At 63.0% G+C, this 26,682-nt stretch carries 20 protein-coding genes and 1 pseudogene; 10 read left to right on the top strand and 11 right to left on the bottom strand.

The window, feature by feature from the left end:
- Positions 1 to 26: 26 nt before the first annotated feature.
- Positions 27 to 206, bottom strand: a complete 180-nt coding sequence (locus NKI47_RS12020; protein ID WP_352590191.1) for a hypothetical protein — start codon at positions 204 to 206, stop codon at positions 27 to 29.
- Positions 207 to 687: 481 nt separating this feature from the next.
- On the opposite strand from NKI47_RS12020, the gene NKI47_RS12015 reads away from it, so the two are divergent.
- The 4 genes from NKI47_RS12015 (at position 688) to NKI47_RS12000 (ending at position 3,812) form a co-directional block, all read left to right on the top strand.
- Positions 688 to 1,272 (top strand): OsmC family protein, encoded by a 585-nt coding sequence (locus NKI47_RS12015; protein ID WP_352590188.1) that lies wholly within the window; start codon positions 688 to 690, stop codon positions 1,270 to 1,272.
- A gap of 44 nt (positions 1,273 to 1,316) precedes the next feature.
- The gene (locus tag NKI47_RS12010; RefSeq protein ID WP_352590185.1) at positions 1,317 to 2,603 is read left to right on the top strand and encodes an NAD(P)-binding domain-containing protein; all 1,287 of its coding nucleotides are present in this window, start codon (positions 1,317 to 1,319) and stop codon (positions 2,601 to 2,603) included.
- 193 nt (positions 2,604 to 2,796) lie between these two features.
- Positions 2,797 to 2,985, top strand: a complete 189-nt coding sequence (locus NKI47_RS12005) for a YjiS-like domain-containing protein (protein WP_352590182.1) — start codon at positions 2,797 to 2,799, stop codon at positions 2,983 to 2,985.
- A complete protein-coding gene (locus NKI47_RS12000) occupies positions 2,982 to 3,812 on the top strand; it encodes an alpha/beta fold hydrolase (RefSeq protein WP_352590178.1) in 831 nt (276 codons plus the stop codon). Before NKI47_RS12005 ends, NKI47_RS12000 begins: the two co-directional genes overlap by 4 nt.
- A gap of 63 nt (positions 3,813 to 3,875) precedes the next feature.
- On the opposite strand, the gene NKI47_RS11995 is transcribed toward NKI47_RS12000, so the two are convergent.
- The 5 genes and pseudogenes from NKI47_RS11995 to NKI47_RS11975 all read right to left on the bottom strand — a co-directional run bounded on the left by NKI47_RS11995 (position 3,876) and on the right by NKI47_RS11975 (position 13,355).
- Positions 3,876 to 8,594: an alpha/beta fold hydrolase gene (locus tag NKI47_RS11995; RefSeq protein WP_352590176.1), complete on the bottom strand. Its 4,719-nt coding sequence runs from the start codon at positions 8,592 to 8,594 to the stop codon at positions 3,876 to 3,878.
- A 235-nt stretch (positions 8,595 to 8,829) separates the two neighbouring features.
- Positions 8,830 to 10,323, bottom strand: coding sequence for a pyridoxal-phosphate dependent enzyme (locus NKI47_RS11990; protein WP_352590173.1), 1,494 nt, complete (start codon positions 10,321 to 10,323; stop codon positions 8,830 to 8,832).
- Positions 10,324 to 10,445: 122 nt separating this feature from the next.
- Entirely contained in the window at positions 10,446 to 11,624 is a 1,179-nt protein-coding gene (locus NKI47_RS11985) for an MFS transporter (RefSeq protein WP_352590170.1), read from the bottom strand.
- A 247-nt stretch (positions 11,625 to 11,871) separates the two neighbouring features.
- A pseudogene (locus tag NKI47_RS11980) lies at positions 11,872 to 11,961 on the bottom strand (proline/glycine betaine ABC transporter permease); the annotation flags it as partial.
- Positions 11,962 to 12,017: 56 nt separating this feature from the next.
- Entirely contained in the window at positions 12,018 to 13,355 is a 1,338-nt protein-coding gene (locus NKI47_RS11975; protein WP_352590167.1) for an aminotransferase-like domain-containing protein, read from the bottom strand.
- Between the two features lie 109 nt (positions 13,356 to 13,464).
- Between NKI47_RS11975 and NKI47_RS11970 the strand changes: the two genes are divergently transcribed.
- The 5 genes from NKI47_RS11970 (at position 13,465) to NKI47_RS11950 (ending at position 18,258) form a co-directional block, all read left to right on the top strand.
- Positions 13,465 to 14,439, top strand: a complete 975-nt coding sequence (locus tag NKI47_RS11970) for a substrate-binding domain-containing protein (protein ID WP_352590164.1) — start codon at positions 13,465 to 13,467, stop codon at positions 14,437 to 14,439.
- A 72-nt stretch (positions 14,440 to 14,511) separates the two neighbouring features.
- A complete protein-coding gene (locus NKI47_RS11965) occupies positions 14,512 to 15,342 on the top strand; it encodes an ABC transporter substrate-binding protein (protein ID WP_502897589.1) in 831 nt (276 codons plus the stop codon).
- 8 nt (positions 15,343 to 15,350) lie between these two features.
- A complete protein-coding gene (locus NKI47_RS11960) occupies positions 15,351 to 16,271 on the top strand; it encodes an amino acid ABC transporter permease (RefSeq protein ID WP_352452533.1) in 921 nt (306 codons plus the stop codon).
- Positions 16,258 to 17,031: an amino acid ABC transporter ATP-binding protein gene (locus NKI47_RS11955; RefSeq protein ID WP_352590157.1), complete on the top strand. Its 774-nt coding sequence runs from the start codon at positions 16,258 to 16,260 to the stop codon at positions 17,029 to 17,031. Before NKI47_RS11960 ends, NKI47_RS11955 begins: the two co-directional genes overlap by 14 nt.
- Positions 17,032 to 17,076: 45 nt before the next feature.
- On the top strand, positions 17,077 to 18,258 hold the full coding sequence (locus NKI47_RS11950; protein ID WP_352455185.1) for a M20 aminoacylase family protein: 1,182 nt from the start codon (positions 17,077 to 17,079) through the stop codon (positions 18,256 to 18,258).
- Positions 18,259 to 18,382: 124 nt separating this feature from the next.
- Here NKI47_RS11950 and NKI47_RS11945 read toward each other — a convergent pair whose 3' ends face one another.
- From NKI47_RS11945 to NKI47_RS11930, 4 genes are all read right to left on the bottom strand, one after another.
- Positions 18,383 to 19,945: a hypothetical protein gene (locus tag NKI47_RS11945; protein ID WP_352590153.1), complete on the bottom strand. Its 1,563-nt coding sequence runs from the start codon at positions 19,943 to 19,945 to the stop codon at positions 18,383 to 18,385.
- Between the two features lie 158 nt (positions 19,946 to 20,103).
- Positions 20,104 to 22,086 (bottom strand): ABC transporter permease, encoded by a 1,983-nt coding sequence (locus tag NKI47_RS11940; RefSeq protein WP_352590150.1) that lies wholly within the window; start codon positions 22,084 to 22,086, stop codon positions 20,104 to 20,106.
- Positions 22,083 to 23,159 (bottom strand): quaternary amine ABC transporter ATP-binding protein, encoded by a 1,077-nt coding sequence (locus NKI47_RS11935; protein ID WP_352590147.1) that lies wholly within the window; start codon positions 23,157 to 23,159, stop codon positions 22,083 to 22,085. Before NKI47_RS11935 ends, NKI47_RS11940 begins: the two co-directional genes overlap by 4 nt.
- A 74-nt stretch (positions 23,160 to 23,233) precedes the next feature.
- Positions 23,234 to 24,205, bottom strand: coding sequence for an ABC transporter substrate-binding protein (locus NKI47_RS11930; protein ID WP_352590144.1), 972 nt, complete (start codon positions 24,203 to 24,205; stop codon positions 23,234 to 23,236).
- A 561-nt stretch (positions 24,206 to 24,766) separates the two neighbouring features.
- On the opposite strand from NKI47_RS11930, the gene NKI47_RS11925 reads away from it, so the two are divergent.
- Entirely contained in the window at positions 24,767 to 25,843 is a 1,077-nt protein-coding gene (locus NKI47_RS11925; RefSeq protein ID WP_352590425.1) for a D-alanine--D-alanine ligase family protein, read from the top strand.
- Positions 25,844 to 25,895: 52 nt separating this feature from the next.
- Here the strand turns inward: NKI47_RS11925 and NKI47_RS11920 are convergent, their stop codons facing one another.
- The gene (locus tag NKI47_RS11920; RefSeq protein ID WP_352590141.1) at positions 25,896 to 26,681 is read right to left on the bottom strand and encodes an SDR family oxidoreductase; all 786 of its coding nucleotides are present in this window, start codon (positions 26,679 to 26,681) and stop codon (positions 25,896 to 25,898) included.
- Position 26,682 lies beyond the last annotated feature (1 nt).

The raw sequence follows: 26,682 nt of genomic DNA, 5'->3' as shown, positions 1-26,682 counted from the left end.
GCAGTCCGAACGGCGATTGACTTGCGTCAGACAATTTCCCGCGCCGGGTCGGCTGCCAGCGCCAGGGAATTTGCGACGTGCTCGAGGTGCTCCTCGCTCAGGATGCTCGTCGCGACGCGCACGGCGCTGGTCTTTCCGGTCGAAAACTTCGCCCCGGCATGGACCGCGATGCCGTGTGCGGCCAGCTGGACGTCGACCGAAAACATTATCCCGACAAGTGTTGTCGACGGGGGGCCGATCGGCACTCCCGCCGCAACAAGCCTCATGTGGTTTTCTCGCGGCCAGGCCGATTTAGGGTGCTCGCCTATGTGTGAATCTTCGCGATATGGGCGAGCACCTCGGCCTTGCTTGGCCCGCGAGCTATGACAGCCCAGTCGGTTGAGGACGGGCGGGTATCCTTTCCAAATGAACGAGACATGGTCTGATCTCCTGTGGTTTCGGTTGCGAAGCGTTCTCGGCGCTTACGGGAGATCGCACCGCGCGAGGAAGCAAAGCGTTTGAAGGCCCGCCGTTTCGCTGATTGCGGATCTGGCGCTGTTCACGACTGGTTGACGCAAAAAAACCTCTCGTTTTCCCACTGTTGTTCCCACTGCACGTCAAACGCTGCCGGCCGAGGTTTAGCCGTCCGGGGCGATCCCGGTCGCGCAATATCCGAACCCAGGAGTGAATGACATGCAGGACGATACAATGGTCATGGAAAAGGCTTCCGTTAAGAAGGCGTCGCGAGAGCCGAGGAACGGCGTCAATACGCCCACCCTTCTGGCCACCATCAATGCCGTCGCGGGCCAGCCGGAGCTTGCCAAGTTCCAGTTCCGGGCCAAGAGCCGCTGGATCACCGGCACGCACAGCCGCAGCACGATGGCCAACTTCTTCGGCGCCGGCGCCGAGCAGCCGCATGTGACGGCATACCAGGCCGACAGCGATCATCCGGCGGTCCTGTGCGGCACAGATAACGGCCCGACGCCGGTCGAATACCTCCTCCACGCGCTTGCTTCCTGCCTCACCGCGGGCATCGCGAATATCGCGGCCGCGCGCGGCGTGACGCTGCATGAGGTGGAATCGACCGTCGAAGGCGACATCGACCTTCGCGGCATCCTCGGCATCTCTAACGAAGTCCGCAACGGCTACCAGGGCATCCGTATCTCCTTCAAGATCAAGGGCGATGCTCCGGCTGAGAAGCTCGAGGAAATCGTGATGCAGTCGCGCGCCCGTTCCGCGGTGTTCGACGTACTGACCAACGGCGTGCCGGTCTCGGTTGCCGTGAAAGGCTGACTTCGGTCCGCAAGAGCAATATCGCCGGCCTCGTCCTGAAAAGGATGGCGCCGGCGATCTGTTGCCCCTGCTTACAAGGCGCGGATTCCATGCAGCATACAGACGTGGCCATTATCGGCGCCGGACAGGCGGGTCTCGCCATGAGCCGGTGCCTGTCCGAGCGCGGGGTCTACCACGTCGTGCTGGAGCGCGGCCGCATCGCCGAGCGCTGGCGCAGCGAACGGTGGGATTCGCTGCGCCTGCTGACGCCCAACTGGATGACGCGCCTGCCCGGCGGCGGTTATCGCGGGGCCAAGCCCGACGGCTTCATGACAATGGCCGAGACCGTGGGGTTCCTAGAGGATTATGCGTGCTCGATCACCGCACCCGTAGCAAACGGCGTTGAGGTGCTTTCGGCCGAAAGGGTCGATGGAGGTTTCCGGCTGCTGACCGATCGCGGCCAATGGAGCGTACGTGCGGTCGTGGTCGCGACCGGATACAGCGACAGGCCACGCATTCCGCCACTAGCAAAGCAGATCTCCTCCCGGATCAGGCAGGTCGTGCCGCGGGACTATCGCAATCCTCAGCAACTGCCCCAGGGTGGCGTTCTCGTGGCCGGGGCCTCGGCGACCGGCATACAACTTGCGGAGGAGATCAATCGCTCCGGGCGCCCGGTGACCCTGTCGGTCGGCAGTCATACACGCCTGCCGAGGCTTTACCGCGGGCACGACATCCTGTGGTGGCTCGACCGGCTGGGAATGCTTGCCAAGCCTGTCGCTGAAGTTCCGGATCTCACCGCGGCACGGCGGCAGCCCTCCCTGCAGCTGATAGGCACACCCGAGCGCAGGACGCTCGACCTTGCCGGTCTTCGGGAGCAAGGCATTCGTCTTGTCGGTCGAGCGGCTGCCGCCTGCGATACACGCATTCGGTTCAACGGCGATCTCGCCGAAACGACCATGGCGGCGGAACGCAGGCTGAGGCGCGTGCTGGCCAATATCGACCGCGCGGCCGCCGGCGATGGCCTCTACTCGATCGATCCCGGTTCCATTCCGAGCCTGATTCTGAGCGCCGAGGCGACCGAAATCGACCTCATCGACCAGGGTATCCAGACGATCATATGGGCTACCGGCTATCGCCGGGAATACCCATGGCTGAAGCTGGATGTGTTCGACGCCCGGGGCGAAATACTGAACGATGGCGGCGTCTGCGCGTATCCGGGACTCTACGTGCTCGGCCTCAATTTCATGCGCCATCGAAGCTCCAGCTTCCTCGACGGCGTCGGCCGCGATGCGGAGGCGCTGGCGGCTCACCTGGCAATGTTTCTCGACGTCTCCCGCCGAGCAGCGGCCTGACCGCCGAATACAACGCTAGCGCGGCAAAAATCGACGTTGCCTTCAACGATGAAGCTCACGGCGGACAACGACAAGGGCTCCACCGGCGCCGTAGTCAGCGCCCGCAACCATGGAGAAAATCAAAATGAGTGCAATGGTGAACCCATCCCCGTGCCTCACCACAACGCGAGGTTTGCGCTGGGCTGGCGGAACAATGTTGGCCGCAGTCTGGCGTTTCATTCGCATCCAACGGGACCGTAGACAGCTTTATGAGTTGCCGGACTACATCTTGCGCGACATCGGCGTCACCCGCTTCGAGATCAACTGGATCACTTCGTTTGCCGGGCGTGATCCCAGCCGCCGCACGCGTTTTTTGAGGGGGCAGGAGGGCGGGGCTCGATGATTGCCGCATCGACGTCCCACGTCTCGCATAGGGCGTGCCAGGCACCGCTTGTCATCGCCCTGCACTGCTCAGGCGGCAGCGGACGGCAATGGCGCAGCCTGGCGGAGCGGCTCGATGACAGCTACCGGCTCATCGCACCCGATCTGATCGGGGCGCCGGGCGGCGGCACCTGGACTGGTGCCGGCGCTTTCCGTCTGGCCGACGAAGCCGCCGGGATCCTGGAGATGATCGACCACCATGACGGGCCTGTGCATCTTATTGGCCATTCCTATGGGGGTGGATTGGCCCTGCATATAGCAGCGGTGCGTCCAGACCGGCCGGCCAGCCTCTCGCTTTATGAGCCGTCTGCCTTTCACCTGCTGCGCGAGCTGGACTGTGAGGGCCACGAGGCGCTCGGCGAAGTCTTGGCGATCGCACGCACCGTCCATGACGGCCTGATCAATGGCAGTTACCTGACCGCGACAGCTCATTTCATCGACTACTGGGGTGGGGCCGGCATCTTCGCCGCGATGAAGCCGGAACTTCAGGCTGCACTCGTGCGGTTTCTGCCGAAGGCCAGCCTGGACTTCCACGCATTGATCCATGAATCGACGCCAGCAAGCGAATATGCCCGATTTGGCTTTCCGGTCTTGGTATTGCGCGGCGAATTTGCACCAGTTCCGACGCGGCTCATCGCCCGCGAACTCGTTTCCCGCGTTCCGGCCGCAATCGGGGTGATTGTTCCTGGCGCCGGACATATGGGACCGCTGACCCACGCAGACGTGGTGGCGGATCGTTTGGTCCGGCAGATATCGTTCCATGACACCGCAGCATCGCGAGCTGCGTGACCGCGGCTTGCTTGCCCTACAGGCAGCGCAAACCTTCGAAGCAGATCCCTGGATGCTGAGGGATCACGCGGTGACGGCCATGGGAACGCGATCGGGCAGGACACTTCCGGCCGGCTCTTCCGTGCCGGAGAAATCCTCCCGCATCTTCATTTCTGTGTAGAGCTTGGCCGCTTGCGCGAGAGTGGCATCCACGCCAGCGATTTTGCCGCGCCGCTTCGCGAGCCCGAGAGCTAGCAAGGAGCGGGCAAGCTCTGGCCGTAGCTCAACCCGCCTGGCAAGGCTGCAGGCCTGTTCGAGCCAACTAATGGCCGATCTGGAAGATTTCAGCTCCGCAAGGCCGCGCAGTACGATGATCTCGCTCCACGGGTCGCCGCGTCCCCGCGCAAGCTCGAGCGCATGGCCGAGATTGGCCGCAGCTTCCGGCTCATACAGGCGCGCACGCACGCATGCGAGCACCGCGCGCGCGTGACATTCGAACTGGGCAAGATCGAGCCGCTCAGCCTCGGTCACCGCCATTTCCAAGGTGGCGCCCGCGTCGCGGTTGCGGCCGAGCAGGAATTCCGCATGCCCGAGCACGGTCAACAGCCATGGCCGGAGTAGGATAGATGCGCTGGTAGCGGCTTCGGAGGACCACAATTGCAGCGCCTCGACAAGCGCCGGCTCGGGGCCGCGCAGGACGCCCACCACACCGGTGAAATAGGCGGCCGCGCAGCTATCGATTGGGCGCGCCACTTCGGCGGCGACCTTCTGCAGTTCGGCAAGCGAACGTTCCGCATCATCGAACCGGCCAAGCCGCGCTTCCGCCTGCGCGCGGTGCCCCAGGTACCAAACCGCACGCGCACCGAGCTGTCCGAAACGTTCCAGACGCCAAGCTTTGGTGAATCTCTCCTCATGCGGAACAAGCCGCTCCAGCACCTGCCGCGCCTCGCTGCGGATCAGAAGCGCCTGTGAGGCGGCCAGGTCCGACTCGCTTATGCAGCGCTGCACGCCATTTGCCGTCGCGCCGCGCTTGAGTGTGTCGGCCGGTTCCAGCGCCTCCTCGTAGCGGCCGTGGGAGCTGTTGAGATAGCTCAAGTGGAGCAACACGTCGGAGATGAGTTGCGGGTCGCCCAGTTCCATGGCCAGTTCGCGCGCTTCCAATAGCTGCGGCAGCGCCTTCCGATAGGCACCCAGGGCGCCGTAGGCGGGCCGCATCCGCACCCGCAGGTTGATCGCCTGGGCGAGGGTTTTCGGATTTCGGGGCAGCGCGGCGACTGCTTTGCGGGCGTTTTCAAGGAACTGGACCGCGGCGGAATAGGCCGAGCGTTCCTCAGCCCGACCCGCCGCTTGCAGCAGATAATCCGCGGCCGGTTCCCATGCCTCGGCACGAAGCGCGTGTTCGGCCAGTTCCTCGATGTGGTGGTTCAGCGATCCGGCATAGAGTCTGTCCATCGCAACCAATGCAGCCCGATGCAGCCTTTTTCGGTCCTCCCCCAGCAGGGATTCGTAGGTCACCTTGAGCGTCAACGCGTGCTTGAACGTATACTCCACGTGAGGATAGCTCTGGACCTCGAACAGGAATTCCAAACTCTGCAGTTTGGCCAGGCATACCCCCAGCTCCGCCTCCGAGAGCGGCGAGAGTGCCCTCAGCAGGGGATACGGAACATTCTTGCCGATAACCGAAGCGAGTTGGAGTGCCTGCCTTTCCGAGTCACCCAGCTGCTGGATACGTGCGGCGATGAGCGATTGAACCGTCGACGGGATGGTGATGGAATCCACTGGCCTCTTGAGCTCGTAGCGGCCGGACTGGCCGGCAAGTGCACCGTCCGCAACCAGTCCGCGCACCATTTCTTCCAGGAATAGCGGCGTGCCCTCGGCCCGCTCGGCAAGCGATTGCCGCAGTTCCCCCAAGCTGGGATCGGATCCCAGCAATTCGGTGAGGAACTGCTCCATTTCGTCTCGCGCGAACCGCTCCAACCTTATCTGCTGGAAATAGCCGCGGCGGTTCCATTCGTGCCGGTACTGCGGCCTGTAGGTGGCGAGCAGCATGATACGGTTGGCGCCCATGACCTCGACCAGCCTGTTCATTACGGCCTCGCTCTCGGCATCGATCCAGTGCAGATCCTCGATAAGCACGGCTACGGGCGAGGCCCGGCTCAAGGCAACGAGAAATGCGCTCATCGCCTCGGATACGCGTGAGGTCCGCTCTCGCGCATCGAGATGCCACCAGGAAGAATCGTCGACCGGCAGGTCCGCGAGGAAGGAAAGCGGCGCCGTATGACTTGGATCCAGGTCCAGTTCAGCCCGTTTGAAGGCAAACAGACGCTGGGCTTCCGCCAAGCCGTCTTCGCCACGAATGCCACAAGCCGAGAGCAGCAGCTTCTTTACAGCACCCAGAGTAACTGATGAATCAAACTCCAGACCGCCACATTCAAGCACAGTAAAACCGGCCACCTCGTCGAGGGAAAGAAATTCATGGGCAAGCCTCGACTTGCCCATGCCGGCGTCGGCGACGATCCCGGCGACCTGGCCGTGGCCCTCCCTGACCCGGCGCCAGGTTGCAAGAAGGATTTTCAGCTCGAGCTCGCGCGCCACCAGTCCGGTGAGGCCGCGGTTGGCCCTCAGGTGCCAGCGCGACAAAGCGTGATTTTCGCCCAACAGCTCGTAAATGCGTTCCTCGTGGCCAAGTTGCGGATGCTCCGAATGCGCTAAGCGGTGCATCTGCACATAGCCGCCGGCGGCTGCGCGCGCCCGGCCTGTCGCGGCGATCGTCGCACGGTGCAAGGCACGCATCAGCCGGTTGGCCGCACGCGGCGCGGCTCCGGCCAGTTCAACCTTGCTGGCTTTGATCGTCCATTGCTGCCGCACGATCACCTCGCCGGTGTCTATTCCGGCCCTCAACTGGATCCCGCCCTGGGAAAGCTCCTCCACTGCCAGCTTGGCCGCAAGCGCGGCGCGGCATGCAAGATAAGCGTGATCCTCGGTGGCGCGAGCGAGGCCGAATGCTGCGGTGATTGTCCCGTCAGCAGCCGACGTGACGACGCCGCCATGGCTCTCCACGACGTCTATCACCCGATCCTCGACGGGCTGGAATTCGCGGATCGCCACTTCCGGATCCTCCGTTTCGAGGAGATGCATGGGACTGACCACTTCCGCGGCCAGCACTGTTATGTATTGCCGAGAGCGGTTGATTCCCAAGGACGCCGGAGGGCCTGCCAGTTGCTGCGTCTGTTCGGGGTCGGCAAGGAAACGACGCGTTTCGTCGACGAAGGTCGCGAATGCCGGTTCGTGGCCAAGCAGCACGTGGTTGACGCTGTCTAGCGCAACGAAACGCGCGCCGGGGATTTTCCCAGCCATCGCCTGGCCATGATCGAACGGAATGACCGCGTCCCCCGTAGCATGCATCACCAGGGTCGGGACGCGGACCCGCGGTAACAGCTCGTCAACGTCAATGACGGCGCCTTCCTCGAAGATGCGATGGGCAATCTCCGGCGAGACGGTATTGCGTTGCAACTCGTTATACCAATTCCTCTGTTCCGGCGTTGCTTCCGGAATGAAGAGGGAGGTGAACATTTGCCGGAACACCGGGTCGTCTTGGCCCCAGCCTTCCTGAATCAGCGCTCCCATCGCTTCGCGGCGCGCTATTTCGCGCTGATTGCCCCGTTTGCGCCAACCTTTGGTGAATCCGCCATACAGCACCATCCCCGCCACACGCTCTGGATGCCGGACGGCATAGGCTATCGAAACGGCGCACCCCTGGGAAATGCCAAGCAGGGAAACGCGGCGCAGACCAGCCGCATCGATGATGCTCTCCAGGTCGGCAACCATGGCCTCGAAGGACAGGTCGGCGGGATACCGGTCCGACAGGCCGTTGCCGCGCTGGTCGTAACGTATCAGCTGGTAGTGCGCGGAGAGGCCCTCGATCCAATGCTTCCACACCGGACTGTCCCATTCGAGCTCGAGATGGGACATCCAGTGGGCGGCCCTTACCAAAGGGGGGCCTTGACCACTCAAGGAATAGGCCAAGCGCGCGCCGTCGGGCGTCGTGCACCGGCGAATCTCCTGCGCAAGGATTCGCTCCGGCGGAGAGGCAAGCTGTATCTCCGACGCAGGCAAAACACGCGTCGGAGGGACGTTCTCATCGGCGGGAGCGACCCCGATGTCGCTACTCGAAGCGCGGCTCTGGACCATGGCGGATTGCCGTGCTGCCTCGCTCAGCCGGCGGATGTCCGCTCGAAGAGCCTCGTCCCCAGGCTCCAACCCGTCCAGGACATGCGCGTACGGAAGTGCCCGCGCCGGCTCAAGCCGGTCGACGAGCACCCGAAGGATGCGCAGATGCGTCACGTGCAGTTCGTCGGCGGTCGCAATGCGCCAGGCTTCGAATTCCGGACAGCGCGGCAGTGAAAGATCATCCAGGAAACGGCCGCGGAACGCTCCGGCGAGGGCCTCCAGTTTCTCCGGTCCGAGAGCCTCTATGTCACGACCGCCGAGGCCCCGGAGCGGCGCGATGTCCAGCACGACTTCGCTGGTGTTCAGGCGAACTGCGTTGCGGTCGGCTTGCAGGATCTCGCCGTTCCCGATGTCGACGACCTGTCGGATCTTCGAGAGACTCCAGCGCAGGGCGCCGCGAGGATCGTCCGGTACCTCCCAGAACATCTCGCAAAGGCGCTCGCGCCGCTGCGGGCGCTCTACGAGCGCAAGATAGGCCAGTAGCGCCCGCGTCTTTTTCGAAGGCGGCAAGGAAACGACCTCGCCAAGGCGAAGGACGGTCAGATCTCCGAGAACGCGAATTTCGAGCGACACTTTGCCAATCCCAGTCGCTGCTAAATTAGCCATGGATTGTATCAAGTCCGTGCCGCTGCCGAAAGCGTTCGTTTCCGGAAGCGTGAGGTTTCCGCCTGCGCTCTGATTTGCCTTCGCTTTGTGGGAAGGCCGACACGGACAAGTCCACATGAATGCCGAGCCGGAACGGGATCACGCCCGTTCCGGCTCGCTTTGATGGTGGCGACGGCACTCTGAAAGGCCCGGAGGCGGGGTCTCACGCTGCCGCGCGCACCCATCGGGGCAGCAGGCTCTCGGGATTTGCGCATGCGCCGGGCGTGTAGTTTGCGCCAACGAACTCCAGCCGGGCGGCGAGCGTGCCGTCCCGCCAGGCCGCAAGCGTATCCATGCAGCCACCGATATACTTGCCGCCGACAAAGACCTGCGGAATTGTAGGCGAACCGATCCGGGCCCTCAGAGCCTTGCGGATTTCCCCGTCCCGGCCGTTCTTCTGGAATTCCGGAGCATCGATTTCGATGGACCTGTAGACGATTCCGGCACGGTCGAAGAGCTTTCTCACCGTCCAGCAGAATTCGCACCATGTCAGGGCGAACATGACCACCGAATGCTCCGGATCATAGATCGCCTCATCGACAAACGCATGCGCCGACTGATCGATTTGGATTTCGTTCACGGGCGCCGATGAAAGGGCGAAGGACGGCGGCCGGTCGAAGCGGTAGCCGGGTGTGGAGCGAGAGATCGCCTCTTCGGCCGGCGACATTTCCTCGCTGATGTGATCGAACAGGATCGTGCTGAGATACCGCTCGCCCGTGTCAGGCAACATACAGAGCACGTTCCGCTCCGGTCCGACGCGTCCAGCGATTTCCAGTGCCCCGCTCAAGGTAGCCCCGCCGGAGATCCCCGCCAGTATTCCTTCTTCCGTCGCAAGCCGGCGCGCAGCTTCCAAAGCGCTGGCGCCTGAAACCGGCAAGATTTCGTCCACAAGATCGTCAGCCATCGCGTTGCCGACGATCTGCGGAATGAAATCAGGGCTCCAGCCCTGCATCGGGTGTGGCCGGAAGCGAGTGTGCGCACGAGTGGGCAGTCCGTGTTCGTCGAAAGTTTGGGGAATGCCACTCGACAGCAGCGCCGAATTGTCGGGCTCGCAGACGATGATCCGCGTTTCCGGGCGCTCGCGCTTGAGTACTCGCGCCACACCGGCCAGCGTTCCGCCGGTCCCGGTGCCGGTGACCCAGTAATCGAGTGGACGGTCCTGGAACGCCGCGAGGATTTCGAGTGCTGTCGTGCGGGCATGGACATCGGCGTTGACGGGCGTCTCGAATTGCCGGCAGAGGAACCAGCCGTGCGCTCCGGCCAGCTCGACCGCCTTGGCGAGCATGCCGCTGCCGCGCTCGACGGCAGGGCTCAACACGACCTTGGCACCGAAGAAACGCATCAGCTTGCGGCGTTCGAGGCTGGCGTTCTCCGGCATTACGATGACGAGAGGATAGCCTTTCCGCGCGCAAACCATGGCAAGTCCGATGCCCGTGTTGCCGCTCGTCGCCTCGATCACCGTCTGGCCGGGCCGAAGTGCACCGGAACTCTCCGCTTCTTCGATGATCGCGGCGGCAAGACGGTCCTTGATCGAGCCACCAGGATTGAACGCCTCGATCTTGGCATAGAGCGAAGCGGCACCATTGTTGATGCGGGAAAGGCGGACGACCGGCGTGTCGCCGATCGTGTCGAGAATGCTGTCGTAGATACTGCTCATCTCAGCTGTCCTTGCCTGGTGATGACGGTGCTCCGCCCTCTTCGATCTCTGAGATTGGCAGGAAGGCCGTGGTTTGCAGCGTTCGAACCAACGTGGAATTAAGCCGAATTTCAACGTTTGAATCAGCGGCTCATCGCAGGATCCGCAAGGCGGCCGCATAATGGGACCTGCGCTCTTGCGCCGGATGATGCCGCCAACAGGCCCAGAACCACGAGATTGGCCGCGCCTGCGACAGATGCCACCAGGAAAGCGGGTCCATAGCTGCCGAAGGTGTCATAGACGAAACCGCCGAAATAACCGGCCACCCCCATGCCCAGCCAGGCGATCAGCATGACGATGCCGAGTGACTGGCCAAAGCATTCGGCTGGCGCAAACTGGCGCACGCAAAGGATCAGGCACGTCATGTTTCCGGCGAAGCCGAAGCCGAAAACCGCCGACAGCGCCAGCAGGCTCAGCTGCTGGTCCAGCGCGGGAAAAATCGCAACGCATGCCGTCTGAATAAACGACGCCAGGGCATAGGCGGCAAGATTGCTTGCCCGGTCGGCGAGGAGCCCGAACGCGATCCGCCCGACGGCGCCGAACAGCATGGCGGTCAGCAGGCTGAGCGATCCGACATCCGAAGACCCGCAGACAGCCGTGACGAAGCTCGTGAGGTGCATCAGCGGGACGCCCATGCAGGCGCAGCAGAGGAAGGCTGCGGCGGATAGCAGCGTCACCGGGGAAAGGCGGCCACCTTGGAAACTTGGTTTCGCTGAAAAATGCACCGGTGCGACAACGGTCCGATCGACGGGCGGCGTCTGAACCGCCGGCATGGAGATCGCCAGCGCAGCCATCGTCGCCACAGCCATAATCGCGTATGCGAGGCGCCAGCCGACGCCGTCGATCAAGGCATTTGCGGCGTAGGGCATTATGCCTTGGCCTAGGGCTCCGCCTGCTGTGACGATCCCTATCGCCAGGCCGCGGCGGCGGTCGAACCAGAGTCCGGTCACTGCAAGTACCGGCGCGTAGAGACAGGCAAAGCCTAGCCCGCCCAAAGCGAAGTTGGCCGCATAGATCTGCCAGAGCGAAGTGGCGGAGGAAAGCGCGGCGAGCGCGATCACCATGCCAGCTGAGCCGATGAATAGCAGGCTTTTGACATTCAGGCGGTCCGACAGCCGGCCCCAGAACAGCCCGCCCAACGCCATGCCGACGCTTGATAGCGTGTAGGCAAGGCTGATGTCGGCTCGCGACCAGCCAAACTCCGCCTCAAGCGGTCTGATGAAGACGGATGTCAGCGCCAGGCTGCCAAATCCGAACGCCATGGCGGTTGTGGCACCGGCCGCAGCCAACAGGCCGCGCAGCCGTATTGCGCCGTCCCGAACCTCCCTGCCTCCAGTTGGTGATACCTGACGATTCGACATGTTTCTGACCTTGAAGGACCTCTTCGAAGCTGTCATCGGGCAGCGGTATGGAAGCAGGCGTGTGCGTCAGCGTGGAAACCTCCAACGCGGGCCGTGGAAACGGCTCACCTCGACCTGCAATCTCCTCTCGGTGAACGGTGGATCAGGGAGATATTATGATCATCGCCAGCGCCACCATGATGGACTGGTTGACGCCGAGCATGATCTCGGGACCGGCCAGCGGCAGTTGAACGCGAAAGAAGACAGGGTCTGTATATGGCCAGTCGCCAACTATCCGTCGGAGTAGCTGACCCTTTAGCTAACCTCCCGCGCCGGATCGGCTGCCAGCGCCAGGGAATTTGCGACGTGCTCGAGGTGCTCCTCGTCCAGAATGCTGGTCGCGACGCGGACAGCGTTCGTTTTTCCCGTCGAAAACTTCGCTCCGGCATGGACCGCGATGCCGTGGGCGGCCAGCGTGACCATCGCGTAAGGTTCCGAAGCAACCGGAATGAGGACGCTGAGACCGTGTCCGGCGTCGATATCGACATTGCGTTTGGCCAGTTCGCCGGCGAGCCGTTCGCGACGGCCGCGGTATACCTCCTTCGCCTGCTCCACCAGGGCGGCCGTGGCCGCGTCTTGCAGCAGCCAGGCGGTGGCTGCCTGCAGGATGCGGCTGGTCCATCCCGAGCTGAAGCTGCGGTAGGACTGGATCTGCTCGACGATCGTCGCCGATCCGGACAGCACGGCGAGCCGCAGATCCGGGCCGTGGGTCTTGGAATAGGACAGGATATGGACGACGCGATCGGGAAAACGCCGGCCAAGCGAAATACGCGGCGCCGAGGCAATATCGCCGACGCCGTCATCTTCGACAATCAGCACGTCGGTGCCGGCGAGCAGGTCGCCGATGACTTCCAGCCGCGCCGACGACATGCAGGCGCCGGTAACCGAATGGACGCGCGGCTGGAACAGGAACGCGACGGGCCGCTGCCGCAGAGCGTTGGCAAGTGCATCCGGCAAGGGACCGTCGCTGTCGCAGTCTACCGGGATGATCGGCACATCGAGATCCTCGAGGATGTCGAGCAGGCGAAGCGCCGTCGGGTTCTCGATGGCCACCGGCGCCCCCGGCGGGACCAGCGCATGCAGCAAGGTGTAGATGGCGTTGTAACCGCCATTGGTGGCCAGGAACGCGCCGGGATCGTACGGCCATGACGGGCGCACTGCGGCCTCCAGCTCGGGCAGGATGCGCACCCGCTCGTAGCTGTTGAGCTTTTCGGCGCGCGCACCATGCGCCAGCGCGATGTCGAGCGGCGGCAAGAGCCTCACATCGGGCTCCGCGATCGCCAGGTTCAGAACATCCTGTCCGTAATTGCCGCCGCTCATGTGGCGCTCGGGCCGGGCGGCAAAGCGGTTGCCCATGATCCAGGTGCCGTTGCGTCCGCGGCCGCCGATGATCTTGTAGCGCCGCAACTCGCTCCACGCCTGCGAGACCGTCGCCGGGCTGACGCCAAGCACATAGGCCAGATCGCGCACCGGCGGAAGCTTTGCGCCGACAGGCAGCGCGCCGCTTCTGATCAGCGCACTGGTCTCGCGCGCGATGCCGCGCATCGTGCGGTCGCCAAGGCGATCAGCGAACCATCCTGCATCGAAATCCATCGGCACCCGCGACCATTAAAGCTAATGTTCAATAACATAATAACATTTGATCGGCCAAAAATAAACATTTACCAATCGCCGGTCAAACATAGCGTTGAAGTTCATGCCGATGCCCGTTTCCATCACTGTAGCCACCCGCGATTGGGACTATCTCACCCCTTTGGTGCTGGGTGACGTCACTTCGAGCCGCTTGTCGGTGAAGGTTGATCGCGTCGCCACGCTCATTCCGGACCTCGGTACCGATCCGAACTACGATGCGGCGGAGGTCTCATTCAGCCGTTATGTGTCGGCCATGGCTTCGGGCGTCGATACGGTGGTTGGATTACCGTGCTTCATCATGCGCGGCTTTCGCCATCGCTGCATCATAACGGTCGAGACCAGCCCGCTGGAACGGCTTTCCGACCTTGCCGGCAAACGCATCGGCGTGACCGGCTGGCGCGATTCCGGCAACACATGGACGCGCGCAGCACTTCGCCGGGGAGGCGTCGGCGTCGAGGATGCCTATTGGTTCGCCGGCAGGCTGACATCGGGGCACCCGATCGCCGACCGCCTCGACGGATTCGGCAGGCCGGGGCGCATCGAAGCAGCACCAGGCGAGCGCCCGATGATGGAGCTGCTGGCGCAAGGCGAGCTCGACGCCGTTTTCACGCCCTTCATGCCGGACGGCTTTTTCGGCCCGGCTTCCGGCTTCCGGCAAGTGCTGCGCGATTTTCGCGCGGCCGAACGCGCCTATTTCGCCGACGTCGGTTATGTCCCGGGCATGCATCTGGTCGCTGTCAAGGCCGCCCTAGTCAGGGAGCACCCCTGGCTGCCGCAGGAACTCGCCAGGCTGATCAACGAAAGCCAGCGCGTCTGGACGGCAAAGCGCCGAAAATATGCCGATACCTCGCCCTGGATCCTCGAGGAGCTGCTTCATGCGGGGCGCGACCTGCCTGCCTCCTGGAACGCCAGCGGCCTGCCGGCCAACCGGCGCATGATCGAGGATTTCGTCACCGAGCTCCATGCCCAGGGCATTCTGGCGGAACCGATTTCCGCCGAAGCCTTGTTTCCTTTCGAGGCCAGATCGCGGGCCACCGCAGCCTGAGAACGCACAACGAAGAACACGAAGGAGAATGCCATGAGGACAATCAGCTTCATATTCGCCTCGCTCGTCACCATGCTGGCGCAGGCCAGCTTTGCCCAGGATATCCAGAAGCAATCGGTGAACGAGGATTTGCGGGCCCGGCTGCCGGAAGAGATCCGCGCGGCGGGAAAGATCACAGCCGTCAACAACGGCTCGTTCCCGCCCTATGAGATCGTCACCGGCACCGAACTGTCGGGGGCGACCAAGGACATTTCCGACGCCATCGGCCTGCTGCTCGGTGTCGAGATCGATCATGCCTCGGTCGCCGGCCTGCCGGCTTTGCTGAGCGGCATCAATGCCGGCCGTTATCAGTTCGCGATGGGGCCTGTCGGCGACTATCCCGACCGGCAGAAATCCAACGACTTCATCGATTGGGTGCGCGAATACGTCGTCTTCGCCGTCGAGAAGGGCAACCCGGAAGGCATCACCTCGCTCGACACCGCGTGCGGCAAGCGCATCGCCGTCATGTCGGGTGGCTCGGCCGAAAAGGTCATCAAGCAGCAGGCGCAGAAATGCACCGAGGGGGGCAAGCCGGCCGTCGAGGTGCAATCCTTCACCGACCAGCCGAGCTCGATACTGGCCGTCCGGTCGAAACGCTCCGACGCATTCTTCTCCTCGCAGGCGCCGCTGACCTATTTCGTCGAGCAGGCGAAGGGCCAGCTGGAACTCGCCGGGGTCGGCCAGGCCAACGGCTTCAAGGACATCTATCAAGGCGCCGTCGTCAAGAAGGGCTCGCCGCTGGGCGGCGTGCTGCTCGACGCGTTCAAGATCCTGATGAAGAACGGCACCTACGCCGCGGTCATGAAGAAGTGGGGTCTCGAGAAGAACATGCTCGATGCGCCAGGCATCAACCAGGGCCAGTAGAGGCTGCCATGACCGACGCCACCGCTGCCTACGCGGCCGGGCTGCCGCGACATCCCGACGACGCGCTGCGCGACGTCAAACGAGCCCACCGGCCGTTTCCGCTCGTCCGGCTGGCGCTCTGGGCGTTCACCGTCGCCGTGGCAGCCGGCTTCGCCTATATCGTTGCGGTCAACCCGAATTTCGGCTGGCCGGTCGTCGCCCAGTATTTCTTCGATCCGACGGTCATGCAGGGGCTTTCCGTAACGCTCGGCCTGACGGTCGTGGCGATGATCCTGGGTATCGTGCTCGGCCTGCTGCTCGCCATCGCGCGCATGTCGAACGACAGGCTGGCATCCCTTCTCTCCGGCCTGTTCATCTGGTTCTTCCGGGGAACGCCGCTGCTGGTGCAATTGATCCTGTGGTACAACCTTTCGACGCTGTTTCCGCGCATTTCCATTGGCTTCGCCAGTTGGAACACCAACGACCTGATCACGCCTTTGACGGCCGCCGTTCTTGGTCTGGCGCTGAACGAGGCCGCCTACATGGCCGAGATCATCCGTGGCGGGCTGCTGTCGGTGGACAAGGGACAGGCCGAAACGGCTGAAGCCTTCGGCATGACCCGCGCGCGGGCCTTGCGGCGCATCATCATCCCGCAGGCGATGCGGTCGATCGTGCCGCCGACCGGCAATCAGCTGATCAGCATGATCAAGGCGACGTCGCTTGTCAGCGTCATCGCCATGGCCGACCTGCTCTACTCGGTGCAGTCGATCTACAACCGCACCTTCGAAATCATTCCGCTGCTGATGGTTGCAGTGCTGTGGTACCTGCTGATCACCTCGGTCCTCAATGTCGCGCAAGGCGCGATCGAACGCCACTACAGCCGCGGCGACCGCGGCGCGCGCGAGAAGACGGCGACCGCCACCCTGGAGGCCGCCAATGAGCGCGCATGACACGCCCCTGGTCCGGGCGCGCAACGTTCACAAGGCCTTCGGCCCGCTCGAGGTGCTGAAGGGCATCGATCTGGACGTCGCGCCTGGCGAGGTGGTGGTCATTCTCGGACCGTCCGGCTCCGGAAAGTCGACCTTCCTGCGATGCATCAATCATCTCGAGGCGATCGACCAGGGGTCGATCGAGGTGGACGGCGAGCAGATCGGTTACCGGTTGCGCGACGGCCGCCTCGACAAGCTTTCCGACCGCGCGATCGCCGCGCAGCGGCGCAAGATCGGCATGGTGTTCCAGCAGTTCAATCTCTATCCGCACATGACGACCCTGCAGAACGTCATCGAGGCTCCGGTCGGCGTTCACCGGGAGAACCGCAAGGAGGCGATCGGCTACGCCCGCGAACTGCTGACCCGTGTCGGTCTTGCCGACAAGATCGACGCCTATCCGCGCCAGCTTTCAGGCGGCCAGCAGCAGCGCGTCGCCATCGCCCGTGCGCTCGCCATCCGCCCGAAATTGATGCTCTTCGACGAGCCGACGTCGGCGCTCGATCCGGAGCTGGTCGGCGAGGTGCTCGCCACCATGCGCGATCTCGCCAGGCAGGGCTTGACCATGATCGTGGTCACGCATGAGATCGGGTTCGCCCGCGAAGCGGCGGATCGGGTGGTGTTCATGGACGACGGTAATGTGATCGAGGCCGGACCTCCGGACGAGGTTCTCGCTAAACCCAGGCACCCGCGCACGCGGGCTTTCTTAAGCCGTTTCATCTAAAAGCAAAGCCGGCGCGGCACCTGCTCGGCCGGCAAAGGACCTCCCATGCCAAAGACCTCCAACCAGTTCGCCGACATTTCCGACTTCGCCGACAAGGCCGCCGAGCTTGCAGCGGCCCGCCAGCACCTGCACGCGCATCCCGAGCTTTCATTCCAGGAGCACGAAACGGCTGCATACGTTGCCGAACGGCTCGAAAGCTGGGGCTATGAGGTGACGCGCAATGTCGGCGGGCTCGGGGTCGTCGGCCGCCTGCGCCAGGGCAGCGGCCGCAGCATCGCCATCCGTGCCGACATGGACGCCCTGCCGATCACCGAAGCGACCAATCTCCCTTATGCCAGCCAGGCCAGCGGCAAGATGCACGCCTGCGGTCATGACGGCCACACCACGATGCTGCTCGGCGCCGCCGAATACCTGGCGCGCACACGGCATTTCAACGGCACGGTGAACCTTATCTTCCAGCCGGCCGAGGAAGCCGGCAAGGGAAGCGGGGCGCAGGCGATGATCGCCGACGGCCTGTTCGAGCGCTTTCCCTGCGATGCGATATTCGGGCTGCACAACCACCCGGGCGCGCCGACGGGTTCGTTCCTGATGCGCGCCGGGCCGCTGATGGCGGCGAGCGATACCGTCACCATCAGGATCGCCGGGCGTGGCGGCCACGCCTCGCGTCCGCACCTGACGGTCGACCCGATCGTCGCTGCCGCCAACATCGTCATGACCCTGCAGACGGTTGTGTCGCGCAACGTCAACCCGATCGAGACGGCTGTCGTCACCGTCGGCACGATTCACGGAGGCACGGCCTCCAACGTCATCCCGGAACACGCCGAAATCACGCTGAGCGTCCGCTCCTTCTCGGCCGAGATCCGCGACACGCTCGAGCAGCGTATTCGCAATATCGCAGCACTTGTGGCGCAGGCGCATGGCGCAACGGTCGAGATCGATTACGAGCGCGGCTACCCGGTGGTGGTCAATTCCGAGCGCGAGACGTCCTTTGCGACAGACATCGCTGTCGAACTCGTCGGTCAGGACAAGGTGTCCGTCTGCCCGTTGATCCCCGGCAGCGAAGATTTTTCTTATTTCCTCGAACACAAACCCGGTTGCTTCCTGCGCCTCGGAAACGGCGAGGATTCAGCCATCCTGCACAGCTCGAAATATGATTTCAACGACGGCAATCTGACCGTCGGCGCAGCGCTCTGGGCTCGTTTGACCGAGAGATTCCTGGCCGCCTGATCCATGACTGCGGCTGGAATTGTCGATCGGCCGGTCGAGCATTATTGGGGCGACCGGCCGCGACGATCTTCAACGAACTCTCACCGCATTCCAGTTCATTCGAACAGGGTAGGGTTTCGCTCTCTCAGACGAACAGAAAGTCACTCGCTGCCAGCGGGCTCGTAAAATTTGCGAGAGTAACTTGATCGTCTCCCGCTGTAATGATGGTGCTGGTTCCACTTTGCGCAATTGTGAGATCATCGAACGATTGCACGCCCCCCACGCCACTAAACACGATGGTGTCGCCTTGGGTCTGGTTGAAGTCGTAGATGGTGTTTTGGGTTCCGACCGTCATTGAACCATCGTCCTTGAATATGAATTGGTCTCGGCCGCCCTGAGCCAACTCGCTCAGTTGCCCATCCCCCCACATGTCATTGATGACCGTACAGCCGGGTGCCGCGCTCCCGGCGTACAGGGTATCGTTGCCGCCCGTGGCCGAACCGGACATCTGCAGAGCGTCGCCGCACAAGAAGTTACGGACCTGGCCGCTTTCGCTGTTGTGGCCCCCGGTAAGAATGTCGTTGCCGCCCGTGGCGGACTCCGACATAGCGAATGCGTCGCCGTACAACTCGTTTAGAACATCAGGAAAGGCGCTTTTGTCCCCGCCGGTCAGGGTGTCATTGCCGCCCACAGCGCTGCCGAGCATCGTGACAGCGTCGCCATACCCCAAATTATGGGTGCCGTGCAGCACGGCCACATCATCGCCCCCAAGCGCATGGTCGAACATACTGCCGCCCGCGTCGCCGTAGAAAGTTATCTCCGAGCCACCCGCGCTCGTGAAGTTGTCGTTGCCGCCCGCGGCAAAACCGGAAAGATCGCCGCCCGCATCGCCATAAAGAGTTTTGCTCGGGATCGCCCCACCTAGGTCTGTGTAACGGTCGTCGCCGCCCTGAGCATGGTCCGACATGTCACCGCCGGCATCGCCGAAGAAAGTGCTGGTGGAAAAGAACGCGCCCGTGAACGTGTCGTTGCCGCCCTTGCTGTTGCCCGACATATCGCCGCCGGCATCGCCGTAGAAAGTGTTGAGCGAGTCGGTCCGGCTCGTATAGCTGTCGTCGCCGCCCTGGGCATTGCCGGACATGTTGCTGCCGGAGTCACCGAAGAAGGTGTTCGTGGCCTGCCTGGAGCCCTGGAAGGTGTCGTTGCCGCCCTTGCTGTGATCCGACATTTCGCCGCCCGCATCACCGTAGAAGGTGTGGGTAGCTCCTTGTACAGTGCTGGTCAGGAAAGTGTCATCCCCGCCCCGGGCATAGCCGAACATCTTGCCGCCGGCGTCACCGTAGAAGGTATCGACTACCTGCCTTGCCACGCCACTGTTGAAGGTATCGTTGCCGCCCCTGCTATGGTCCGACATATCGTCGCCCGCGTCACCAAAGGCAGTAGTGGTGGAGGATGACAGCCCCGTGGTGAAGGTATCGTCACCGCCCCGAGCAAAATTGAACAAGCTCCGAGCCGCGTCGCCGTAGAGGGTGTAGGTCGACGGTGCGGTTTCCGTAAAGGTGTCGTTGCCGCCTCTTGAGAAATCGAGCAGGCTGCCGCCAGCGTCGCCGGTCAAGATATTCGTATTCGGATCGCCTGTGAGGGCGTCATCGATACCCCGCTGATGATCTGCTAGATCACCGGTAGTAAAGGGAACGCGTGTAGACATTATCCGCTCTCCTGTTGAGCCTGCCCGTCCCATGGCAGCCGTACGATGTGAGGCAAAAACGAGCAATAATCCCGAATGGCTATGTCTTTAGGCGTAGGGATCGGTGCCTCGTTAACGGCGCGCTTGGCGGCAGCTTCCTGAGGCCGTCCTATTCCGGACTATCCCAGCCTTGCCCGAGCCTTCGCCGTCCAGGCGTTGAACAGCCGGTCTGCGACGATGCCGATGAAGGCGATGGCCAGGCCGGCGACGATGCCGCGACCGGAATCGGCCTTGGACAGGGCGATGAACACCTCCTGGCCGAGATCGCGCGTGCCGACCATGGCGCAGATGATGATCATCGCCAGCGCCATCAGGATGGTCTGGTTGACGCCGAGCATAATCTCGGGCAACGCCAGCGGCAGCTGCACGCGAAAGAAGGTCTGGCGCCTGGTGCAGCCCGAAACCTTCGCCGCCTCGATCAGCGCCGGCGGCACCTGCCGGATGCCGTGATTGGTATAGCGGATGGCCGGCACCACGGCGAACGCGACGGTGGCGATCATCGCGGTGACGTCGCCGACCCTGAACAGCATGACCACCGGAATGATGAAGCAGAACGACGGCAGCACCTGCAGCGTGTCGATGACCGGCGTGACGATCTTTTCGAAGCGGTCGCTGCGCGATGCCATCAGCCCGATCGGGATGCCGATCAGGCAGGCAATAAAGGCCGAGATGCCGCACAAATAGACCGTCGCCATGGTCTTTTCCCAAAGTCCGGTGGCGGCGCAGAACGCTGTCAATGCCGCGACCAGGGCGGCGAGGCGCAAGCCGCCGAGCTGGTAGCCGGCAAGGCCGAGGAGACACACCGCGCCCAGCCACGGAAAGCCCTCGCAGAAGGCGCGCACCGGGTTGAGCACATTGAGGATAAGCGCCACGCGGAACGCTTCGATCGTTTCGAAGAAGTTGATGGTGATCCAGTTCACCGCCGCCTTCCACAAAGGCGCGGTGGTCAAGGTGATCGCTTTCGGCACCGCGGCAAAGGCCGGCACGAACAGGCCGAGCAGCGTGGCGACGGCGAGAATGGCGACGGCCAGCGTCAGATTGGGATAGCGCCGCCAGAAACTGGTGCTGGCCTGGTGGCGGACATTGCCCTTGGCGTGATTGTGCGCGATCGCCTGGCTCAGCCGGTCGAGTGCAATTGCCAGTGCGACGATCGCGAGGCCAGCTTCCATGGCCTCGCCGACCTTGAGTGCGCGCAACGCCAAAAGCACGTCATAGCCGAGCCCACCGGCACCGATCATCGAGGCGATGATCACCATATTGAGCGCCAGCATGATGACCTGGTTGACGCCGACCATCAATGTCGGCCGCGCCGACGGCAACAGCACCCGCCACAGTTTCTGCCGTGCCGTGCAGCCGGCCATCTCGCTGAAATCGTCGATCTCCGACGGCACCCGCGACAGGCCGAGCATCGTCGCCCGCACCATTGGCGGCGTCGCGAAGATTGCCGTCGCGATCATTGCCGAGACCGGGCTGTTGCCGAACAGAAGCAGCATCGGGATCAGATAGGCGAAGGTCGGGATCGTCTGCATCAGATCGAGGGCAGGGGAGATCAACAACCTCTCCGCCCAAGGCTTGCGCCATGCCCAGATGCCGGCGAACAGCCCGGTGACAATGCAAAACGGCACGGCGATCGAGATCAAGCCCAGCGTCAGCATGGCGCTGGTCCACTGCCCGAACAGCGCGATGTAGAGAAAACAGCCGCCGGCCAGCGCACCCAGCTTCCAGCCGCCGGCGGCGCGTCCGGCAAGGTAGGCGGCAGCGCAGACGCCGACCCAGGACAGGCGCGGCAAGACGATCATATCCGCGCCATGGCCGATCTTGAAATTCTTGGCCAGAAGACCGAGCGCGAAATCGAGCGGCACGCCGAGCACCGCGGTGATCGAGCGGGTCAGCCAGGAGAAGTTCGACTTCACCCAGTTCATCAGCGCACCGACCCAGTCAGCGACAGGAACGATCGCGCCGGCCGGGTAATTGACCGCCCAGGGCAGGCTTTCCTGCAGCAGGAAGACGATAAGCACGGCGGCGAGCGCGCAGGCCCAGATCGCCAGCCAGGTTTGAACCGGCCGGGGCCTCGCTGCGCTGGCGCTTGCCGTGACCGTCATGCGCCGGCCCCACGACGTTCTATGCCGGCGAGAAGATCGATCACCGCCTGCGGCGTGACTAAGCCGATCGGCTTGCCGGTGCCGTTGACCACCGCGAAGGGCTTGCCGGCAGAGACGATATCAGCCGAAAAACTTGATATCTTGGCATCCGGCGCGACCGTGCCGCCGTACTCGGCGCCGTCGCAGGCGCGCATCAGGCTGCGCGCCGATATCACCTTGGCGCGATCGACGTCGCGGGTGAATTCGGCGACATAGTCGGTCGCCGGATTGACCACCAGTTCTTCCGGCGTGCCGATCTGGATGACCTCGCCGTCCTTCATGATGGCGATCCGGTCGGCCAGCCGGATGGCCTCGTCGAAATCATGGGTGATGAAGACGATGGTCTTGTGCAGCATGGTCTGCAGCCGCATCAGCTCGTCCTGCATCTCACGGCGGATCAGCGGATCGAGGGCCGAGAACGGCTCGTCGAGGAACCAGATTTCCGGCTTCGTGGCGAGGCTGCGGGCGATGCCGACACGCTGCTGCTGGCCGCCGGAAAGCTCGCGCGGATAGAAATGCTCGCGACCGCGCAAGCCGACCAGCTCGATGACTTCCCGGGCCCGCTTCTCGCGCGTCGGCCGGTCCTGCCCCTGGATGCCGAGGGGGAAGGCAATGTTCTCCAGTACGTTGAGATGCGGCAGCAAGGCAAAATTCTGGAACACCATGCCCATGCGGTGGCGTCGCAGCTCGATCAGCGCGGCATCGGAAATCTTGAGCAGGTCCTTGCCTTCAAACTCGACCTTGCCGTGGGTCGGCTCGATCAGCCGCGACATGCAGCGCACCAGCGTCGATTTGCCGGACCCCGAAAGTCCCATGATGATGAAGATCTCGCCTTGGCGGATTTCGAGATCGACGGCGCGCACCGCGCCAACCAGTCCGGCAGCGGCGATGTCCGCCAGGCTGGCCTTGCCGTCGCGCCGGCGGATGAAATCGGCCGCGTCCGCCCCGAACAGCTTCCAGACATTGCGACAGGCAAGCTTTATCGGGCGGGCATCGTTGCCCGCTTTCGCCGCCTGTTCAATCGTATCGGTCATGCGATCGTCCTTCTGGAACACGGGATCGAGACCCGGCCACGGATGGCCGGGTCGTCGGATTTCCAGTCAGACGGTCACTCGGCCCAGGCTTTCCAGTCGGCTTCGTGGGCGGCGATCCAGGCGGCGGCGACGTCTTCCGGCGTCTTGCCTTCGAGATCGATCTCGCCGCTCATCTTGTTGAGCTCGTCGGTGTCGACCGTGTAGTTTTTCGCGACCTTGTAGGCGACAGGCCATTTGTCCTTCATGCCGGCCCAGGAATATTTCCAGATCTCGCCATGCGGCTTGCCGCAGTCATATTTCGCGTCGGGGTTCACACCCCATTTCGGGTCGGTGTAGCACTCTGTCGTATAGTCGGGGAATTCGACCCATTCGCCCTTGTATTTGGCCGGCGCCCAATGCGGCGAATAGATCCACAGCATGATCGGCGCCTTGCGCTGATAGGCCGAGTCCAGTTCGGCGAACATCGCCGCATCGGTGCCGGCATGGATGACGGTGAAGGGCAGTTTCAGCGCCTCGACGCGTTCGTCGTCAAAACCTTCCCATGTCACCGGGCCGCCGAGATAGCGCCCCTTCGGTGTGGTTTCGGCCGTCGAAAAGGCCTCGGCGCATTTCGGATCTTTCAGCGCTTCCCAGTTCGGCAGGCCGGGGCATTTCTCTTTCATATATTCGGGAAACCACCATTCTTCCTTGGCCTTGGGTCCGAGCTTGCCGAGGCGTTCGGTCTGCCCCGTCGCGTCCGAGGCCTTCATCGCTTCGCCGGCAGTCGTGTCCCAGAACTCCATGCCGACATCGATGTCGCCATTGGTCAGGCCGGTGGTCAGGCTGGAGAGATAGTCGGCGGTCGGATATTCGACGGTGTAGCCGAGCTTTTCGAGGATGCCGCCGAGTATCTTGGCGTTCAGATTGACGCTGGTCCAATCGAACAGTGCGATCTTGATCGGGTCGTTGGATTCCGGCGCTGCCGCATAGGCCGAAGATGTCAGTGCGGCTGCGGCAAGTGTTAAGGCTCCCATTGAGAAATTCGAAATCATGCTCCGAAGTGACATGCTTGTTCTCCTGTCAAGCTCTGGTGGACGTTATCGTTCGTTCCCTTCTTGCGTCTTTTTTGATTGTGTTGGAAAAGCTGGTCGTTGCGCAAGGCCGCAGGCGCCACAATGCTGCCGAAGCGGATGCCGGCGCAAAACGGGGGTGGTGCCAAAATTGGTGAAGATGTGGCGGGACCGGCCGCGTCATGACTGCCGAAGGATTGCTGCCGAAGCAGTCATCCACGGATCGATCGCCGGTCTTGAGGGGCAAACCATCAAAGTCCCATGATCTCGGCTGTTGGCTCGGCAACTCGCCCAGAGCCACTTTCATGGGATGAAATTATATATACCAACGTTCACGTCGCGCAACGATTAACGCCGGTGCCAATTTCACGGCCCGTCTTTTTACATGGACCCGCAGATCGGTTCGAAAAAAGCCAAGGTTGCCGGTCATCCCGTATGCGAGCCGCGAGGACAGGGTACCGATACAATGCAGCAGACCAAAATGCCTTACTTCTTCGCCAACCGCGGGATCGCCGCCGGCTTGTGACCTTTCAACACCAGATCATATCCGAGGCTTTCATGACCTCTTCCTTGAACAGACTGCGAATTGCCGTGCTCTTTGGCGGACGTTCCGCCGAACATGACGTTTCGGTGCTTTCAGCAACCAATGTCATGCGTGCGCTGCTGTCCGCCAAATACGATGCCCTCCCAATCTTCGTCACGAGCGAAGGACAGTGGCTGCTGAGCAGCTTCCAGGATGGTACGCTCGCAAAACCTGCGGCCGGCATGGAAGTTTGCCTGGTTCCGGGCGGGCGCGGACGGATGATGGCGATCCCGGCCGACGGCACGCCCTATGATCTGCCGAAGATCGACATCCTGTTTCCTGTCCTGCACGGCCCTCATGGCGAAGACGGCTCGGTACAGGGGGTGGCCGAGGTGGCTCGGGTGCCGCTCGCCGGCTGCGGCATCCTGGGTTCGGCAACCGCGCTGGACAAGGACATCGCCAAACGGCTCCTGGAAGCGGCGGGGCTGCCAATCGCGCGCTCAGTGACGATCCATGAAGGTGCGGCGCCCGCCCTCGCTGCACTGGAAAGCGAACTCGGCCTGCCGTTCTTCATCAAACCGGCGCGTCAGGGATCGTCTGTCGGCGTCGGAAAAGTCCATGCCAGCCAGGAATTCGATGGAGCGCTTGCTGAAGCCTTCCGGCACGATTGCAAGCTGTTGGCCGAGGAATTCATTCGTGGGCGCGAGATCGAATATAGCGTGTTGGAGGACCCGGCAGGCGACCTGTTCGTCTCGCGGCCAGGCGAGATCGTGCCGGCCGAAAGCCACGATTTCTACAGCTACGATGCCAAATACATCGACGAGAACGGCGCGGCACTTAAAGTGCCGGCCGAACTGCCGCCGGAGGTCGAGGCAGCCATGCGGGACGTGGCCGCAAGGGCTTTCAGAGCCGTCGGCTGTGACGGGATGGCGCGCGTCGACTTTTTCCTGACACCGGACATGCAATTCCTGGTCAATGAAATCAACACCATCCCCGGCTTCACCGATATCAGCATGTATTCCAAGGCAATGGCGGCGAGCGGCGTCAGCTATTCCGAAATCATCGACCGGCTCGTGGAGCATGGATTGGCACGGGCCGGCCGACCAGGCTGAACGCAGCGAAGCGGCTTTCATATCCGGTGGATGGTACGTCGGCCCGCGCCGCTCACGACATGATCAGGCCGCCATCGACATTGATGGTCTGGCCGGTGATGTAGGCCGCATCTTCGCTGGCGAGAAAGCTGACCAGGCCGGAGACATCCTCGCCGCTGCCGGCGCGGCCCATCGGGATGTTCTTCACCCATTCGGCCATCAGCTCGCCGGGCTTGTAGTCGCCCATCAACTTGCCCCATGCGGCGTCGTTATAGGCCCACATATCGGTGTCGATGATGCCGGGGCAGATCGCGTTGACGGTGATCTTCTCCTTGGCCACTTCCTTGGCCAGGCTCTGGGTGACGCCGACGACGCCGAATTTCGAGGCCGCATAATGCGGCGTGTAGATAAAGCCCTGCCGCGCCTGGCCGGATGCGGTGTTGATCAGCCGGCCGCCATCGCCATGCTTGCGGATGCGCGCGATCGCCTCCTGGCAGCACAGGAACACGCCCTTGGTGTTGACCGCCATCACCTTGTCCCATTCGGCCTCGGTTATCGCCTCGATCCTGGCGATGGTGATGACACCGGCATTCTGCACGGAGATGTCGATGCGGCCGAATTGTTGCTCGGCCAGGTCATAAAGGGCGACGACCTCGTCCTTTTTGGTCACGTCCATGCGCAGCGATGCGACCCTGGCGCCCGCAGCCTTGAGATCGGCGGCGACCTCGTCGACGCGCGCGTCGATGGCGCTGACGACGACCGCGGCACCTTCCGCCGCGAAGCGCCTGGCCATTGCCGCACCAATGCCGCCGCTGGCGCCGGTGATGACCGCCGTTTTTCCCTGGAATCGCATCTGCATT

It is taken from the genome of Mesorhizobium sp. M0633 (assembly GCF_040320645.1).
Lineage (GTDB): Bacteria > Pseudomonadota > Alphaproteobacteria > Rhizobiales > Rhizobiaceae > Mesorhizobium.
The sequence above is the reverse complement of the archived record's forward strand: the minus strand, read 5'-3'. Positions and strand labels throughout refer to the sequence as shown.